Origin of the sequence: Pseudomonas mendocina, assembly GCF_900636545.1 — a bacterium.
Taxonomy (GTDB): domain Bacteria; phylum Pseudomonadota; class Gammaproteobacteria; order Pseudomonadales; family Pseudomonadaceae; genus Aquipseudomonas; species Aquipseudomonas mendocina.
In genome coordinates this window covers 2,054,776-2,068,943 of record NZ_LR134290.1, presented here as the reverse complement: position 1 = coordinate 2,068,943, position 14,168 = coordinate 2,054,776, and the positions used below count along the sequence as shown (strand labels likewise).

Sequence of the window (14,168 nt, the reverse complement as noted above, 5' to 3'; positions counted from 1 at the left end):
CCTGGCTCGACTGCTGTCGGTCAGGTATCACGGTTCGTTCTTATTCGCCGACACTGATGGTCAGGCCAGCGGCAATCGCAAAAGGTGTCAGGGTCACCGCCAGGGCGGTGAGGCTCGCCAGCCACAACAGGTGACCAGTAGCCGGCAATCCTTGCAGGGCCGCCTGCAACGCCCCGCTGCCGAGAATCAGCACCGGGATGTACAGCGGCAGGATCAGCAGCGCGAGCAGCAAGCCGCCACGCTTGAGACCGACGGTGAGCGCCGCGCCCACCGCGCCGAGCAGGCTCAGCACCGGGGTGCCGAGCAACAGCGAAATCAGCAGTACCGGCAGGCAACGCCCGGGCAGACCGAGCATGAGTGCCAGCACAGGTGCCAGCAAAACCAGCGCCAGACCGCTGAACAGCCAGTGTGCCAGCACCTTGGCCAACACCAGAAGAGGCAGGGGGTGCGACGAAAGGACCCACTGTTCGAGTGAGCCGTCCTCGAAATCACTGCGGAAAAGCCCGTCCAGCGAGAGCAACACGGCCAAAAGCGCGGCGACCCACACCAGGCCAGGGGAAAGGGTTTGCAACAATTGGGTTTCCGGGCCTACCGCCAGCGGGAACAACGCGATGACGATGGCGAAGAACACCAGGGGGTTGGCCAGGTCGGACGGACGCCGAGCGAGCAAACGCATTTCGCGCGAAAGCAGCTGTGTGAAGACGTTGCTCATGCTGCGTACTGCCCCAGGTCCAGGTCGCGATAGGTGGCCGGCGTGCGTTGCAGGCTATGGTGGGTGGTCAGCACCACTACACCGCCACCCTCGCAGTGAGCAGCCAGGTGCGCCTCGAGTTGCGCCACGCCGCTCTTGTCCAGCGCGGTGAACGGCTCATCGAGCACCCATAACGGTGGCGTGTCCTCCAGATACAGGCGCGCCAAGGCCACACGGCGCTGCTGGCCAGCCGACAGGGTGTGACAGGGAACGTCCTCGAAACCGCGCAAGCCGACCGCCTCCAGCGCCTGCCAGATCGCCTCGCGGCTCGCCGGACGATGTAGGGCGCAGAGCCACGCCAGGTTCTCCTCGGCACTCAACAGCCCCTTGATACCGGCGGCATGGCCAATCCACAGGAGGTTGCGCGCCAGCTCACTGCGCTGCTCGGCCAGAGCCTGGCCCTGTAGGAGAATGTCGCCGGAGGTCGGTTGACGCAGACCGGCGATCAGACGCAGCAGGCTGGTCTTGCCGCTGCCATTGGGGCCGCTGATCTGCAGCATGTCGCCTGGTTGCAGGGCGAAATGCAACTGCTCGAAGAGCATGCGCCAGTCCCGCTCACAGCTGAGCGCCACGGCTTCGAGAAGAGGAACGGGACGGGTCATCGATACCTGGCTGGGTTAAAGTCGACGGTGCTCCGGCCGCTATACTGACGCGTGCCGGAAGTGTGGTGCGCAGCGGGCCGGCATTATACATGGCGCACCACTGTCCCCGCAGTCAGCATTTTCGACAGGGTGTTAATCGCGTAGGGTGTCTCAAACGCACCAACAGTTGAAACCGGCGCAGCACCAGCAAAGGACGGAGCCTCAGTAAAGCCCATGAGCGAAATCAGCAGCCCACGTCCGCTTCCGCCTTCCGCACCGGTGATTCGCAGTACTGCGACCGCTGCCGATATGGCTGTGCGTCTGCTGCAGCCGTTGGAAGGCATGCTGGCAGCCGGCGAAAGCGCCAAGGCCGAAGTGGTCGCGGTTCGCGAGCAGGCGCAGAGCTTCCAGCTGCTGCTGAAACTGACGCTCGAAGGCGGCAAGCAGGCGACCCTGCAAGCCGAAAGCCCTAGGCCGCTGGCTCAAGGCAGCGCGCTGGTGGTCACAGCACTGTCCGACACCCGTCTGGCGCTGGCCCTGCAGGCTGGCGGTGACAAGCCGCTGACCAGCCTCGATCTGCAGCAGCTGCCGCCCGGAACCCTGGTCCAGGGCAAAGTCGTCAGCCGCGACGTTTTGCCGCCGCAAGGCGCGCAGACGATCTATCGCCTGGTGGTGAATCTGCTCAACACTCCGCTAGCCGGCAAGCAGATGGCGCTCGACAGCCCGCTCGCCTTGCCGCTCGGCAGCCTGCTCAGCGCTCAGGTTCAAGGCAGCCAGAGCCTCGCTTTCCTGCCGCTCAGTGGCCGCCTCGATCAACTGGTGTTGGGTCAGCAGCTTGCCGCACAGCAGAACCGCCAGGCTTCGCTGGAAGGTTTGTTCAAGGGCCTGCAGAACCTGAGTGGCGGCGATGAGGCGCTACGGGGCAGCATCGACAAACTGCTCGGTGCACTGCCCGACAGCACCCAGCTCAGCACTGCCAAGGGCCTGGCACAGGCACTGGAAAGCAGCGGCGTACTGCTCGAGGCCAAGCTGCTGCAGGGCCAGACCAGCGCCTTGCCACACGACCTGAAAGCCAATCTGCTGAGACTGATCGCTCAATTGGTGCCGCAGCTGCCTGGTGGCAGCGCTACCCTCGCTGGCCTGCAGAATGCGCTCAACCAGAATCTGCCCAACCTCGCCCGACAACTGCTCGGCGTCAACGCGGCCGGCACGTCTCGTCAGCAGGCGCTGACCTTTCCCCTGCCCTCACGCCTGCTGCAGAACATGGATGGCGAGGCCGACCTGGAAACCCTGCTGAAACTCGCTGCAGCAGCCGTTTCACGACTGCAGACCCACCAGCTGTCGAGCCTGGCGCAAACCCAGGTGGATGCCAACGGCAATCTGCTGACCACATGGCAGCTAGAGCTGCCCATGCGCCATCAGCACGAAGTGATTCCCCTGCAAGTCAAATTGCAGCGCGAAGACAGCGGCAAACCAGAGAAAACGGAACAGAAGGAAACGCTCTGGCGCGTGGAGCTAGCCTTCGAACTCGATCATCTCGGCCCCTTGCAGGTACGCGCCCAACTGCTGCGTGGCAGTCTGTCCAGCCAACTGTGGGCCGAGCGTGCCGAGACCACCCACCTGATCAATGCCGAACTGGGTCACCTGCGTGAACGCCTGCAAGCCGCCGGGCTGGAAGTCGGAGAGCTGGCCTGCAGCCAGGGCATGCCACCGCAGGGACTGAAAACCTCGTTGGAACAACGCTGGGTGGATGAAACCGCATGAGCCGCAAATCGCAGCCCGAAGCCCGCCAGGCCATTGCCCTCAACTACGATGGTCAAAGCGCACCGGTACTGAGCGCCAAGGGGGACGACGAACTGGCCGAAGCTATCCTCGCCATCGCTCGCGAATACGAAGTGCCGATCTATGAGAACGCCGAACTGGTGCGTCTGTTGGCACGCCTGGAGTTGGGCGACGCGATTCCCGAAGCGCTGTATCGCTGCATCGCCGAAATCATCGCCTTCGCCTGGTACCTGCAGGGCAAGACCCCGCCTGGCTTCGAGGCAGACGCAGAACGCGACGTGACTCCGCCACTGCCCCTGCTCAAGGGACCGGCGAACTGAAAGCCAGCCGCTAAACCGGGCACGTTACCAACAGCCAGCAGAGGTTTCGGGCAGGCAGCCTGCCAGGAACACGCACCGACGATGCACTCAAGCGCAGAGCGTTATTGCGCCTGGCCCGCCTTGGGTTTGTGCAGACGACTGATCAGCTCCGCCTCGGCCTTGCTCAGGCCACAGGACTGGGTCAGATCCTCGACACTGGCGCCCATGCCCACCAGACGCGCCGCCTGGGTAAAGGACAGGCTACTGGGGTCGCGCTGCTCGATCTGGCTGACCTTATCTGGCAGCGGTGCTACCACGCGGCGCAGCTCATGCAGCTCCTCACCCATGCGGATACTGCCGGTCAGATAGGTATCGAGGCGCTTGCTCAGCTCCTTGATCCGCGCATCGCGCGCGGCATCACGCTTGGCCTGCTCGGCCAGCAGACGCTGCTGGTTGCGATACAGGCCATTGCAAACGATGCCCAGTGCCACGCATAGCAAGGCCACGAAGGCCAGGGCCGCAGCGAGCATGGCAAACTCGGACATGGCTCAGATGCTCTCCAGCTCCGACCACTCTTCCTCGGACATCATCTTGTCCAGCTCGACCAGGATCAGCAGCTCGCCGTTCTTGTTGCACACGCCCTGGATGAACTTGGCCGACTCGTCGTTACCGACGTTCGGTGCGGTCTCGATCTCGGACTGACGCAGGTAGACCACTTCGGCCACGCTGTCGACCAGGATGCCGACCACTTGCTTGTCCGCTTCGATGATGACGATACGGGTGTTGTCGGTCACCGGCGCCGAACCCAGGCCGAAACGCTGGCGAGTATCGATCACGGTCACCACGTTGCCACGCAGGTTGATGATGCCCAGCACATAGCTCGGCGCACCCGGTACCGGGGCGATCTCGGTGTAGCGCAGGACTTCCTGCACCTGCATCACATTGATGCCGTAGGTCTCGTTGTCCAGGCGAAAGGTCACCCACTGCAGAATCGGATCTTCGGCACCTTGTGCAGAACTTTTCTTCATGTCCCTAGCCTCGTCAAAAACCGCTCAGTGCGGCATGTGCGGGTCGACCCGCTTGTCATCAACTATAGAGCCCGTTGGCACAGGCCCACCAATTCTCAATGCACTTTTCCGCCATTCAGGCGTTTCGCCGCACCGCTGGCGATCAGCTCGGCCAATGCTGCCACATCGAGCAGCGCGCACATGTGCTCGATCACCGTACCGGCCAGCCAGGGCCGCTGGGTACGCTGACTGCGCCACTTGACCTCGCTGGGGTCCAGGCGAATCGAGCGACTGACCTGATGCACCGCCAACCCCCACTCGTAGCCCTGCACGGAAATCACGTACTGCAGGCCTTCGCGGAAGTCTTCGCGATAACGATCGGGCATCACCCAGCGCGCAGTGTCCAGCACCTTCAGGTTACCGGCCTGGCTCGGCAGGATGCCCAGGAACCAATCGGGCTGACCGAACAGCGGCGTCAGCTCCTGGCCTTCGAGCGGATAGATCGAGCCCAGGCAAATCAGCGGCACGGCCAGGGTCAACCCGGCCACGTCGAACAACAGGCACTCGAAGGGCTCCTCGGCCCAGGTCGGACGACCATCGGCCAGCAAGGCAGCCGGTTGCGGCGCCAGCTCGGCAAGGATGGCAACTTCCGGCGGTGCCTCTTCGATCACCGGCGCAAGCAACTCCACCGGCGCAACGGCAACCTGCACCTGCGGTTCGACCACCACAGCGAGAGCAACAGGCGCAGCGACCGGTGCGACCGGCTCGACCAGGCGTGCATCGCGCACCTGCTCCTCGAGCACCGCGGCCTCGAACTCGTCCAAGCTGACGGACATTTCCAGCTCGGCAGCAGCCTCCTGCAGCAACCCGTCGAGATAGGACTGCAGGGCCAGCTGGGAACGCGTGGCGGTGGCGAGGTTACGACTCATGACAGGAACCCGAGATAAGATCTTGACAGCCTATCGGCCGCAGCATGCTCCGACTTGAGTGACGCAGTTCAACACAGACGTTCATTTCAAGCCACCTGCGCCGCCGGCTGATGACTGAGCAGATGCTTGAGCAGCGCCCGGTAGGCGATGACGCCACGGCTGTTCGTATCGAACTGCGAAGGCGTGCGCCCAGCCCGACTAGCGTCGCGCAAGCGCGTATCGACCGGAATGTAGGCCGGCCACAAGTGCTCGGGATAGGTATTGCGCAGCACCCGCAGCGTGCTCATCGACGCCTGGGTACGACGGTCGAAGAGCGTCGGTACGATGGTGTAGGGCAGCGCCTGTTTGCGCGAGCGGTTGATCATCGCCAGCGTGGTGATCATGCGCTCCAGGCCTTTCACCGCCAGGAATTCGGTCTGCACCGGTATCGCCAGTTGCTGGCTTGCCGCCAGGGCGTTGACCATCAGTACGCCGAGCAATGGCGGGCTGTCGATGATGGCGTGATCGAAGTCCTCCCACAGCTGCGCCAGGCTCTTGGCGATCACCAGCCCCAGGCCGTTCTGCCCCGGCGACTGGCGCTCGAGCGTGGCCAGCGCGGTGCTCGACGGCAGCAGCGAGATATTCTCGTGGCTGGTACTGTGCAAAAGCTGCTTGGGCAGCCCTTGCGGCACATTGCCCTGATGCAGGAACAGATCGAAGCAACTGTGCTCCAGCGTATCGGGATCATGACCGAAATAGCTGGTCATCGACCCATGCGGGTCGAGATCGACGACGATCACGCGCTTGCCGGCATCGGCCAACAGGCCTGCCAGCGCGATGGAGGTGGTGGTCTTGCCGACCCCGCCCTTCTGATTGGCTACTGCCCAGACTTTCATCTTCTCTCATCCTCCCGGCAAGAGGCGCTCAGGCCGAGAATGGCTGTCGCACGCACGCAGCAGGCGACTAGGATTTGACGGCTCACGACTGTGGAACCCCCGACGCAGACACCGGTGCAGGTTGCGTGCCAGCATCGGACTGCTGGGTTGCGGCGCTGCCAGCGCCACGTCGCGTGTCGAGATTGCGGGAAATCACTAGCACGACCCGACGGTTTCGCCCCCTACCCTCTGCAGTAGCATTGTCGGCCACCGGCTGGAATTCGCCATACCCCACTGCGGCCAGGCGCGAAGGGTCGACGCCATCCATAGCCAGCATACGCACGATGCTCGAGGCGCGCGCCGAAGACAGCTCCCAGTTGGTCGGATACTGGGCAGTCTGGATCGGCAAGTTATCGGTGAACCCCTCGACCTTGACCGGATTCTGGTAAGGCGCCAGAATTTTGGCGACCTTCTCGATAATATCGAAAGCCTGGTTGTTGGGAATCGCATCGCCGCTGGGAAAGAGCAGGCTGGAGCTGAGCTCGATCTCGATCCACATCTCGTTGCCGCGCACGGTCAGCTGATCGCTCTGGATCAGGTCGCCAAAGGCCTCACGCACGCTGGAGGCGATACTCTGCAGGGTCGAGTCCGAGCTCGGGTCATCCATCGAGGTGTTGTCCGGCTCGCTGGTGCGCGGCCGTTCCTCACCGACCGGAATCGGCTTGATCGAGCGATCCGGCTGGTTGAATACCCCGGTCAGCGACTCCGAGAGGATCTTGTACTTGCCTTCGTTGATCGAAGAGATGGAGTACATCACCACGAAGAATGCAAAGAGCAAGGTGATGAAGTCAGCGTAGGAAACCAGCCAGCGCTCGTGGTTCTCGTGCTCCTCATGTTGCCGCCTGCGTGCCATGCCATGCCTCCATCAGTCCATGAAGCCTTGCAGCTTCAGTTCGATGGAGCGCGGGTTCTCACCCTCGGCGATGGACAGGATGCCTTCGAGGAGCATCTCGCGGTAACGCGACTGGCGCAGCGCGATGGACTTGAGCTTGTTACCAGCCGGCAACAGCAACAGGTTGGCAAAACCGACGCCGTAGATGGTGGCGACGAACGCCACGGCAATACCGCTGCCGAGCATGCTCGGATCGGCCAGGTTGCCCATCACGTGGATCAGGCCCATCACGGCACCGATGATGCCGATGGTCGGCGCGTAGCCGCCCATGCTCTCGAATACCTTGGCGGCCTGTATATCACGCGCTTCCTGGGTGTAGAGGTCGACCTCCAGAATGCTGCGAATGGACTCGGGCTCGGCCCCATCGACCAGCAACTGCAAGCCTTTGCGCGCATAAGGATCCGGCTCGGCATCCGCCACCGACTCCAGGCCCAGCAGGCCCTCCTTGCGTGCCACCATGCTCCAGCCAACCACGCGGTTGATGCCACCGATCAGGTCGATGCGCGGCGGAAAGAAGATCCAGCGCAGGATACCCATGGCACGCTTGAACACCTGCACGGGGGCTTGCAGGAACGCGGCCCCCAGCGTTCCGCCAATGACGATCAGCGCTGCCGGGCCGTTGAGCAGCGCCCCGGCATTACCGCCCTCCAGATAATTGCCGCCCAGAATGGCAACGAACGCCAGGATGACGCCGATCAGGCTCAGTACATCCATACGCATGTTCCCGGCTTAAGCATCGTCACTGGCAGGCCTCGGTCAGGTGTCGACCGATATCGTCCAGGCCGTAGACCGCATCAGCCAGATTGGCTTTGACCACCGCCATGGGCATGCCGTAGATCACGCAACTGGCCTCATCCTGAGCCCATACCTGGCTGCCGCCCTGCTTGAGCAGACGCGCACCTTCGCGACCATCGGCGCCCATGCCGGTCAGCACCACGGCCAGGACCTTGTCGCCATAGGACTTGGCGGCAGAGCCGAAGGTGATATCGACACAGGGCTTGTAGTTGAGGCGTTCATCGCCCGGCAGGATTTTCACCGCGCCGCGCGCATCGACCATCATCTGCTTGCCGCCAGGTGCCAGCAGCGCCAGGCCAGGGCGCAGGATATCGCCGTCCTCGGCTTCCTTGACCTGGATACGGCACAGCTTGTCCAGTCGCTCGGCGAAGGCCTTGGTGAAGGCGGCCGGCATGTGCTGGATCAGTACCAGCGGAGCCGGAAAATTGGCCGGCAGCTGTGTCAGTACGCGCTGCAACGCCACCGGGCCACCTGTGGACGTACCGATGGCCACCAGCTTGTAAGCCTTGCGCTTGGGCGCAGACGAAATCGCAGCCCCACCACCGCTACGTGCAGGAGCTGCGGGAGCGGGGGCGGGAGCCGCAGGTCGCGTCGAAACGGCCGGGCGACTAATCGGCGCCACGCTCGGGCTGGCCACAGTCGGCGCCGGAGCTACCGCAGCCGAACTGAAACGACGGTTGCTGCGTGCGATGCTGTGCACCTTCTCGCAGAGCATCTGCTTGACCTTCTCGGGGTTGCGCGAAATGTCTTCGAAGTTCTTCGGCAGGAAATCCACCGCGCCGGCGTCCAGCGCATCGAGGGTTACCCGCGCGCCTTCATGAGTCAGCGAGGAGAACATCAGTACTGGCGTCGGGCAGCGCTGCATGATGTTTCGAACTGCGGTGATGCCGTCCATCATCGGCATCTCGTAATCCATGGTGATCACGTCGGGCTTGAGTGCCAACGCCTGATCGATGGCTTCCCGCCCGTTGGTAGCCGTGCCCACGACCTGAATGCTGGGGTCAGCAGACAGGATTTCCGAGACACGCCGGCGGAAGAAGCCGGAGTCGTCCACCACCAGAACCTTAACAGCCATACACACTCCTAGACGGCGCGAAGCCATGGCCCGCGCCGCGAAACATCAGAAACGTCGAGCGTAGCGCTTGAGCATGCTCGGTACGTCGAGAATCAATGCGATGCGTCCGTCGCCAGTGATCGTGGCGCCAGACATGCCGGGCGTGCCTTGCAGCATTTTGCCCAGCGGCTTGATTACCACTTCTTCCTGACCGACCAATTGATCGACGACAAAGCCGATGCGTTGACTGCCAACGGTGAGGATCACCACGTGGCCTTCGCGCTGCCCTTCTTGGAAGGCTTGCGGCACCAGCCAGCGCTTGAGATAGAACAGCGGCAACGCCTTGTCGCGCACGATCACCACTTCCTGGCCGTCGACCACATTGGTGCGCGACAGATCAAGGTGGAAGATCTCGTTGACGTTGACCAGCGGGAAGGCAAAAGCCTGATTCTCCAACATCACCATCAGGGTCGGCATGATCGCCAGGGTCAGCGGCACCTTGATGATGATCTTCGAGCCCTGCCCCTTCTGCGAGAACACGTTGACCGTGCCGTTGAGCTGGGAAATCTTGGTCTTCACAACGTCCATACCGACACCGCGGCCGGACACGTCGGAGATCTCGGTCTTGGTCGAGAAGCCCGGGGCGAAGATCAGGTTGTAGCATTCGAACTCGTTGAGGCGATCGGCCGCATCCTTGTCCAGCAGGCCCTTCTCCACGGCCTTGGCGCGCAGCACGTCGGCGTCCATACCCTTGCCGTCATCGGTGATCGACAACAGGATGTGGTCGCCTTCCTGCTCGGCGGACAGCACCACGCGACCAGCGCGTGCCTTGCCGGCCTTCTCGCGCTCTTCCGGGGTTTCCACGCCATGGTCGACGGCGTTGCGCACCAAGTGCACCAGCGGGTCTGCCAGAGCCTCGACAAGGTTCTTGTCGAGGTCGGTTTCCTCGCCTACCAGCTCGAGGTTGATTTCCTTCTTCAGGTTGCGCGCCAGGTCACGTACCAGACGCGGGAAGCGGCCGAAGACCTTCTTGATCGGCTGCATGCGGGTCTTCATCACCGAGGTCTGCAGGTCAGCCGTTACCACGTCGAGGTTCGACACCGCCTTGGACATGGCCTCGTCGCCGCTGTTGAGCCCAAGGCGAACCAGACGGTTACGCACCAGCACCAGCTCACCGACCATGTTCATGATCTCGTCGAGCCGTGCGGTGTCGACCCGTACGGTGGTTTCCGCTTCGCTGGCAGGAGCCTTCTCAGCCGCAGCAGGGGCTGGCGCCGGCGCCGCGGCACGCGGTGCGGCAGGTTCAGCCTTGGCCGCAGCAGGCTTGGCTGCTGGTGCAGCGGCCTTGGGCGCGGCGGTCGGTTTCTCAGCAACTACAGGGGCCGGCTCGCTTGGCGGCACGAACTTGCCCTTGCCGTGCAACTGATCGAGCAAAGACTCGAACTCGTCGTCGGTAATATCGTCACTTGCCGGTGCAGGCGCTGCAGCAACAGCGGCTACAGGCGGCGCAGTTTCGGCTGCGCCGGAGAACTGGCCCTTGCCATGCAACTGATCGAGCAGCGCTTCGAATTCATCGTCGGTTATGTCGTCACCTGCCGCTGCGGCAGCCGGCGCAGAGGCCACGGCACTGGTAACAGCAGGCGTTTCGACCGTGCCGGAGAACTGCCCTTTGCCGTGCAACTGGTCGAGCAACGACTCGAATTCGTCATCGGTGATTTCGTCACTGGCAGCGCTCTCTGCACTCGGAGCGCCCGCTGGCGCATCACCCAGCGCATCGAGCAGCTGCTCGAATTCGCTGTCGGTGATGTCTCCGGAAGCAACGGACGGAGCGACCGCCTGGGGTTCTGGCTCCGGCTCGGGTTCTGGCTCCGCCTGCTGCACTGGCGCAGGGGCCGCCTCGCCACCGCCCGGCTCTGCCAGACGCGACAGGGCTGCCAGAAGCTCAGGCGACGCGGGCGTCGGCTCACGCCGCTCACGCACTTCGCCGAACATGCCATTGACTGCATCAAGAGCCTCGAGCACCACATCCATCAGCTCCGAATCGACGCGACGCTCACCCTTGCGCAGGATGTCGAAGACGTTTTCGGCGATATGGCAGCACTCCACCAGCTCGTTGAGCTGGAGGAAGCCCGCTCCGCCCTTGACGGTATGGAAACCGCGAAAGATGGCGTTGAGCAGGTTCATGTCATCCGGTCGGCTTTCCAGCTCGACTAACTGTTCGGACAACTGTTCGAGAATCTCGCCGGCCTCTACCAGGAAATCCTGGAGGATCTCTTCATCGGCGCCGAAGCTCATATTGTGTGCTCCTTAGAACCCTAGACTGGACAGCAGGTCGTCGACATCGTCCTGGCTGGAGGCAACGTCATCACGCTTATCGGCATGAATCTGCGGACCTTCACCCCGCGATGGTTCTTTTAATTTTTCCTGTTCGGCGCGCAGCACGTCGTGGTCGTGCTGAATGCCGGCAAAACGGTCGACCTGGCTGGCCATGAGCATCAGCTTGAGCAGGTTGCTTTCCACTTCGGTCACCAGTTGGGTGACACGCTTGATCACCTGGCCGGTGAGGTCCTGGTAGTCCTGCGCCAGCAGAATGTCGTTGAGATGACCGGAGAGCTTGGCGCCATCTCGCTCGCTACGGGCGAGGAACAGCTCGACACGCTTGGCCAGCTCACGAAAGCCATCGGCACCTATTTCGCGGCGCATGAAACGACCCCACTCGACGCTCAGGCTTTGCGCTTCATCGCTCAGGTCGTTGACCAGCGGCGCGCTCTGCTCGACCAGATCCATGGTCCGGTTGGCAGCCTTTTCGGTCATGGTTACGACGTAGTTCAGGCGTTCGGTAGCGTCGGCGATCTGCGACAGTTCCTGCGCATGGGGCATGCGCGGATCGAGCTGAAAGTTGACGATAGCGTTATGCAACTCACGGGTCAGCTTGCCGACTTCGTGATATAGCCCGCGGTCGCGGACCTTGTTGAGCTCGTTGATCAGTTGCACCGCGGCGCCGAAGTTACCTCGTTCGAGGCTATCGACCAGATCGCGGGCATTGTTTTTCAGGGTCGACTCAAGGTCACCCAGCGTGGAGTCATCGTGTTCCATAGCACCCTCGCGGCTGGCATCAGCCGTTGACCCGCTCGAAGATCTTCTCGATCTTTTCCTTCAGCACCTGGGCGGTGAAGGGTTTGACCACGTAGCCATTAACGCCGGCCTGGGCCGCCTCGATGATCTGATCGCGCTTGGCTTCGGCGGTCACCATCAGCACGGGCAGGTGCTTGAGACGCTCATCGGCGCGCACGGCACGCAGCAGGTCGATGCCGGTCATGCCGGGCATGTTCCAGTCGGTCACCAGAAAATCGAAGCTGCCGCTTTGCAGCATCGGCAGAGCCGAGGTGCCATCGTCGGCTTCTGCGGTGTTGGTGAAACCCAAGTCCCGCAAGAGGTTCTTGATGATCCGTCGCATCGTCGAAAAATCGTCAACGATGAGGATTTTCATGTTCTTGTCCAAGTCGACCTCCGTACAGTCCCAAACGTATTGCGCTTGCAACTACGTCCTTTAATCGTGAAACCGTTTCTGCCTGCGAGTACGCCGTCTTCAGCCAGCGCGCCATTCACTCAGCCGCGAGCGCAAACGCGCCGCGCACTGGCTGTGCAACTGGCTCACGCGCGACTCGCTAACCCCCAGCACTTCACCGATTTCCTTCAAGTTCAGTTCTTCATCGTAATACAGCGCCAGCACTAGACGTTCACGCTCCGGCAAGCCGGCGATGGCATCGGCCAAAGCCGCCTGGAAGCGTTCGTCTTCGAGGTCCCGCGAAGGTTCGAGGTGGGTGTGCCCGGCGTCTTCGTGCAGCCCGCCGTGCTCGCCGTCCTGCAAGAGGTCGTCGAAACTGAACAACCGGCTACCCAAAGTGTCGCCAAGAATGCCGTAGTAATCTTCCAGACTCAATTGGAGTTCGGCCGCAACCTCATGATCTTTAGCGTCGCGCCCGGTTCTCGCTTCAACGGTGCGAATCGCATCGCTCACCATGCGGCTGTTGCGATGCACCGAACGCGGCGCCCAATCGCCCTTGCGCACCTCATCGAGCATGGAGCCGCGAATGCGGATACCTGCGAATGTTTCGAAACTGGCACCTTTGCCGGAGTCGTATTTGCGTGAGGCTTCGAGCAGGCCGATCATGCCGGCCTGGATGAGATCATCGACCTGCACACTGGCTGGCAGACGCGCCAGCAGGTGGTAGGCGATACGCTTGACCAGCGGTGCATAACGCTCGATCAGCTGGTGCTGGGAGTCCTGCGCCTGAGCCTTGTTGTACATACGAAGTCCAGAGGCTGCTGTCATACGGCCGAGTCTGCAGTCGGTTGCTGCACCAGACGCTCGACGAAAAACTCCAGATGGCCACGGGGATTGGCCGGCAGCGGCCAGGTGTCAACCTTCTGAGCTATCGCCTTGAACGCCAGGGCGCACTTGGAGCGAGGGAAGGCTTCATAGACTGCGCGCTGTTTCTGCACGGCTTTACGCACACACTCATCGTAGGGCACGGCGCCGACGTACTGCAGGGCGACATCGAGGAAGCGATCCGTCACCTTGGTCAGCTTAGCAAAGAGATTGCGCCCTTCCTGCGGGCTGTGCGCCATGTTGGCCAGAACGCGGAAGCGGCTGATGCCGTGATCACGATTGAGCAGCTTGATCAGCGCGTAGGCGTCGGTGATCGACGTGGGCTCGTCGCAGACCACCACGAGGATCTCCTGCGCCGCGCGCACGAAACTGACCACTGCATCACCGATCCCCGCGGCCGTATCGATCACCAGCACATCAAGGTTCTCACTGATATCGCTGAACGCCTGGATCAGGCCTGCATGCTGCATCGGCGTAAGGCTAACCATGCTCTGCGTACCGGACGCTGCTGGCACGATACGAACGCCACCTGGCCCCTGCAGCAGCACATCGCGCAGGTCGCATTCGCCCGCAATGACATCGGCCAGCGTGCGCTTGGGCGTCAAACCCAGCAGCACGTCGACATTGGCCAGGCCTAGGTCGGCATCCATCAGCATTACCCGACGACCGAGATCGGCCAGGGCCATGGACAGATTCACCGACACATTGGTCTTGCCGACGCCACCTTTGCCGCCGGTCACCGCGATCACCTGTACGGGATGCATACCCATG

At 62.5% G+C, this 14,168-nt stretch carries 16 protein-coding genes; 2 read left to right on the top strand and 14 right to left on the bottom strand.

From position 1 onward, the window contains the following. Window positions 1-40: 40 nt before the first annotated feature. The gene (gene ccmB, locus EL191_RS09510) at window positions 41-712 is read right to left on the bottom strand and encodes a heme exporter protein CcmB (protein WP_013715011.1); all 672 of its coding nucleotides are present in this window, start codon (window positions 710-712) and stop codon (window positions 41-43) included. Beyond that, window positions 709-1,353: a cytochrome c biogenesis heme-transporting ATPase CcmA gene (gene ccmA / locus EL191_RS09505; protein WP_026042024.1), complete on the bottom strand. Its 645-nt coding sequence runs from the start codon at window positions 1,351-1,353 to the stop codon at window positions 709-711. The genes ccmB and ccmA overlap by 4 nt, the downstream gene beginning before the upstream one ends. Before the next feature lie 213 nt (window positions 1,354-1,566). Between ccmA and fliK the strand changes: the two genes are divergently transcribed. Then, window positions 1,567-3,096 (top strand): flagellar hook-length control protein FliK, encoded by a 1,530-nt coding sequence (fliK, locus tag EL191_RS09500; protein WP_041978371.1) that lies wholly within the window; start codon window positions 1,567-1,569, stop codon window positions 3,094-3,096. After that, entirely contained in the window at window positions 3,093-3,434 is a 342-nt protein-coding gene (locus EL191_RS09495; RefSeq protein WP_013715008.1) for an EscU/YscU/HrcU family type III secretion system export apparatus switch protein, read from the top strand. Before fliK ends, EL191_RS09495 begins: the two co-directional genes overlap by 4 nt. Before the next feature lie 101 nt (window positions 3,435-3,535). Here the strand turns inward: EL191_RS09495 and EL191_RS09490 are convergent, their stop codons facing one another. From EL191_RS09490 to fleN, 12 genes are all read right to left on the bottom strand, one after another. Then, complete coding sequence (locus tag EL191_RS09490) at window positions 3,536-3,958, bottom strand: DUF2802 domain-containing protein (RefSeq protein WP_013715007.1); 423 nt, start codon at window positions 3,956-3,958, stop codon at window positions 3,536-3,538. 3 nt (window positions 3,959-3,961) lie between these two features. Beyond that, window positions 3,962-4,441, bottom strand: coding sequence for a chemotaxis protein CheW (locus EL191_RS09485; protein WP_003243242.1), 480 nt, complete (start codon window positions 4,439-4,441; stop codon window positions 3,962-3,964). A 95-nt stretch (window positions 4,442-4,536) separates the two neighbouring features. After that, window positions 4,537-5,349 (bottom strand): CheW domain-containing protein, encoded by an 813-nt coding sequence (locus tag EL191_RS09480; protein WP_041978367.1) that lies wholly within the window; start codon window positions 5,347-5,349, stop codon window positions 4,537-4,539. An 86-nt stretch (window positions 5,350-5,435) separates the two neighbouring features. After that, window positions 5,436-6,224 (bottom strand): ParA family protein, encoded by a 789-nt coding sequence (locus EL191_RS09475; RefSeq protein ID WP_041978364.1) that lies wholly within the window; start codon window positions 6,222-6,224, stop codon window positions 5,436-5,438. An 82-nt stretch (window positions 6,225-6,306) separates the two neighbouring features. Further along, a complete protein-coding gene (gene motD, locus EL191_RS09470) occupies window positions 6,307-7,116 on the bottom strand; it encodes a flagellar motor protein MotD (protein WP_041978362.1) in 810 nt (269 codons plus the stop codon). A 12-nt stretch (window positions 7,117-7,128) separates the two neighbouring features. After that, entirely contained in the window at window positions 7,129-7,869 is a 741-nt protein-coding gene (locus tag EL191_RS09465; protein ID WP_013715003.1) for a flagellar motor protein, read from the bottom strand. Window positions 7,870-7,894: 25 nt separating this feature from the next. Further along, a complete protein-coding gene (locus EL191_RS09460) occupies window positions 7,895-9,025 on the bottom strand; it encodes a protein-glutamate methylesterase/protein-glutamine glutaminase (protein ID WP_041978360.1) in 1,131 nt (376 codons plus the stop codon). Between the two features lie 45 nt (window positions 9,026-9,070). Then, the gene (locus EL191_RS09455) at window positions 9,071-11,299 is read right to left on the bottom strand and encodes a chemotaxis protein CheA (protein ID WP_041978358.1); all 2,229 of its coding nucleotides are present in this window, start codon (window positions 11,297-11,299) and stop codon (window positions 9,071-9,073) included. A gap of 12 nt (window positions 11,300-11,311) precedes the next feature. Next, the gene (locus tag EL191_RS09450) at window positions 11,312-12,100 is read right to left on the bottom strand and encodes a protein phosphatase CheZ (RefSeq protein WP_013715000.1); all 789 of its coding nucleotides are present in this window, start codon (window positions 12,098-12,100) and stop codon (window positions 11,312-11,314) included. Window positions 12,101-12,119: 19 nt separating this feature from the next. Further along, window positions 12,120-12,494, bottom strand: coding sequence for a chemotaxis response regulator CheY (locus tag EL191_RS09445; RefSeq protein WP_169968482.1), 375 nt, complete (start codon window positions 12,492-12,494; stop codon window positions 12,120-12,122). A gap of 99 nt (window positions 12,495-12,593) precedes the next feature. Next, complete coding sequence (gene fliA, locus EL191_RS09440) at window positions 12,594-13,340, bottom strand: RNA polymerase sigma factor FliA (protein ID WP_003460772.1); 747 nt, start codon at window positions 13,338-13,340, stop codon at window positions 12,594-12,596. Beyond that, on the bottom strand, window positions 13,337-14,167 hold the full coding sequence (fleN, locus tag EL191_RS09435; RefSeq protein WP_162843938.1) for a flagellar synthesis regulator FleN: 831 nt from the start codon (window positions 14,165-14,167) through the stop codon (window positions 13,337-13,339). The genes fliA and fleN overlap by 4 nt, the downstream gene beginning before the upstream one ends. Window position 14,168: the final 1 nt, after the last annotated feature.

Bases quoted from the DNA above. Each gene is read 5' to 3' on its own strand.
- ccmB (WP_013715011.1), bottom strand. From the start codon at position 712: ATGAGCAACGTCTTCACACAGCTGCTTTCGCGCGAAATGCGTTTGCTC.
- ccmA (WP_026042024.1), bottom strand. From the start codon at position 1,353: ATGACCCGTCCCGTTCCTCTTCTCGAAGCCGTGGCGCTCAGCTGTGAG.
- fliK (WP_041978371.1), top strand. From the start codon at position 1,567: ATGAGCGAAATCAGCAGCCCACGTCCGCTTCCGCCTTCCGCACCGGTG.
- EL191_RS09495 (WP_013715008.1), top strand. From the start codon at position 3,093: ATGAGCCGCAAATCGCAGCCCGAAGCCCGCCAGGCCATTGCCCTCAAC.
- EL191_RS09490 (WP_013715007.1), bottom strand. From the start codon at position 3,958: ATGTCCGAGTTTGCCATGCTCGCTGCGGCCCTGGCCTTCGTGGCCTTG.
- EL191_RS09485 (WP_003243242.1), bottom strand. From the start codon at position 4,441: ATGAAGAAAAGTTCTGCACAAGGTGCCGAAGATCCGATTCTGCAGTGG.
- EL191_RS09480 (WP_041978367.1), bottom strand. From the start codon at position 5,349: ATGAGTCGTAACCTCGCCACCGCCACGCGTTCCCAGCTGGCCCTGCAG.
- EL191_RS09475 (WP_041978364.1), bottom strand. From the start codon at position 6,224: ATGAAAGTCTGGGCAGTAGCCAATCAGAAGGGCGGGGTCGGCAAGACC.
- motD (WP_041978362.1), bottom strand. From the start codon at position 7,116: ATGGCACGCAGGCGGCAACATGAGGAGCACGAGAACCACGAGCGCTGG.
- EL191_RS09465 (WP_013715003.1), bottom strand. From the start codon at position 7,869: ATGGATGTACTGAGCCTGATCGGCGTCATCCTGGCGTTCGTTGCCATT.
- EL191_RS09460 (WP_041978360.1), bottom strand. From the start codon at position 9,025: ATGGCTGTTAAGGTTCTGGTGGTGGACGACTCCGGCTTCTTCCGCCGG.
- EL191_RS09455 (WP_041978358.1), bottom strand. From the start codon at position 11,299: ATGAGCTTCGGCGCCGATGAAGAGATCCTCCAGGATTTCCTGGTAGAG.
- EL191_RS09450 (WP_013715000.1), bottom strand. From the start codon at position 12,100: ATGGAACACGATGACTCCACGCTGGGTGACCTTGAGTCGACCCTGAAA.
- EL191_RS09445 (WP_169968482.1), bottom strand. From the start codon at position 12,494: ATGAAAATCCTCATCGTTGACGATTTTTCGACGATGCGACGGATCATC.
- fliA (WP_003460772.1), bottom strand. From the start codon at position 13,340: ATGACAGCAGCCTCTGGACTTCGTATGTACAACAAGGCTCAGGCGCAG.
- fleN (WP_162843938.1), bottom strand. From the start codon at position 14,167: ATGGGTATGCATCCCGTACAGGTGATCGCGGTGACCGGCGGCAAAGGT.